This is a genomic window from Gilliamella sp. B3464 (assembly GCF_026536145.1).
GTDB lineage: Bacteria > Pseudomonadota > Gammaproteobacteria > Enterobacterales > Orbaceae > Gilliamella.
On record NZ_JAFNOQ010000032.1, the window covers coordinates 1 to 1,142 of the forward strand.

At 32.1% G+C, this 1,142-nt stretch carries 1 protein-coding gene and 1 pseudogene; both read right to left on the reverse strand.

Translation table 11 applies throughout. From position 1 onward, the window contains the following. Positions 1 to 448 precede the first annotated feature (448 nt). The gene (locus J3U57_RS12655; protein ID WP_065633440.1) at positions 449 to 733 is read right to left on the reverse strand and encodes a hypothetical protein; all 285 of its coding nucleotides are present in this window, start codon (positions 731 to 733) and stop codon (positions 449 to 451) included. A 2-nt stretch (positions 734 to 735) separates the two neighbouring features. After that, a pseudogene (locus J3U57_RS12660) lies at positions 736 to 1,142 on the reverse strand (hypothetical protein); the annotation flags it as partial.

Genomic DNA, 1,142 nt, shown 5'->3' on the forward strand with positions numbered 1-1,142 from the left:
CCTGACGAGCAGAAGTCAGTTAAAGAGATTTTAGACGCTATGATTTTAGAGCATCAGACTAAGCAGTTGATTGGTTGATTAAAACCGAGCGAGCTAAACAAGAGAAGTTACACAACACAGTCAATAACAGCGCAGATTAACGGTGTACCACCACCGCTAACCAGCTAACCACTGAGCGATTTTATACCGTCGGTTATGTGCCACAAGGCACAAAGCCCAACCCCAGACCGTAACGGACAATTAAGGGGCTGTGGCTGGAGCAGATAGGCTTTTATGTGGCAGCCCTGTTATCATTAAAATAGAGCAGGGCAAGTTGATTATTGAATTTGCAATTCATTGACTATTAGTTATATAGATAACATATAATAATCCAATCTTTTTATGGTGTTTTCTTGTGCATAGTTGAACACATTGAAATAAAAGATTAAACGCTACTGAAAATCTAGTTTTATTGATCTAATTTATCCGCTATATATCTTAAAAGATAAGATAATTTTCTCAAATCTCCATTTATAATAATATCTTTCTCAATTGAATTTAATAAAAAATCATAATCTTCACTTAGTTGTCCCATATCAAATTGATTTGGTTTGTTATAAGGGTCATATAGTAAATCTGATGGAATATTCCAATAAAAATCATCATCAAGAGATATTTTATGAATGCCATCTTTTTTCAATTTATCAATAATTAAATTAAATATAATTTCAATCTTATTTAAATCAATACCCATAACTAATCTTTTCCTTTTTTTATTTTATCTATATTCTTTTTAAAAGTATTTATTTCATGTTCTAAATGTTTAATTCTACTATTTATAATATTTTGCCTAACTTCATCATTTGGAGCATTTTTTAAAAAGTCTTTATTATCAAAAGAATACGGATCTTTTATGTATTCCTTTAATTTCTTTTCATGCAACTGTATTTGTTCTTCAAGTGCCTTTATAGCTCTTTTTTCACTGGCACTTAAAGCTTTTTCTGAATTAACATTTCCCTTTCCAGCACCACTATTTCTTACAACCGTAGTTTCAACCGTCGTTCCATGGCTGGCAGCTTGATTCATGAGTTGATTACCTGTGGCGATATCACCGGAATGATAAGCCTTTTCAGCTTCTTTCACTAATGCTTGCCCAGCTTTAG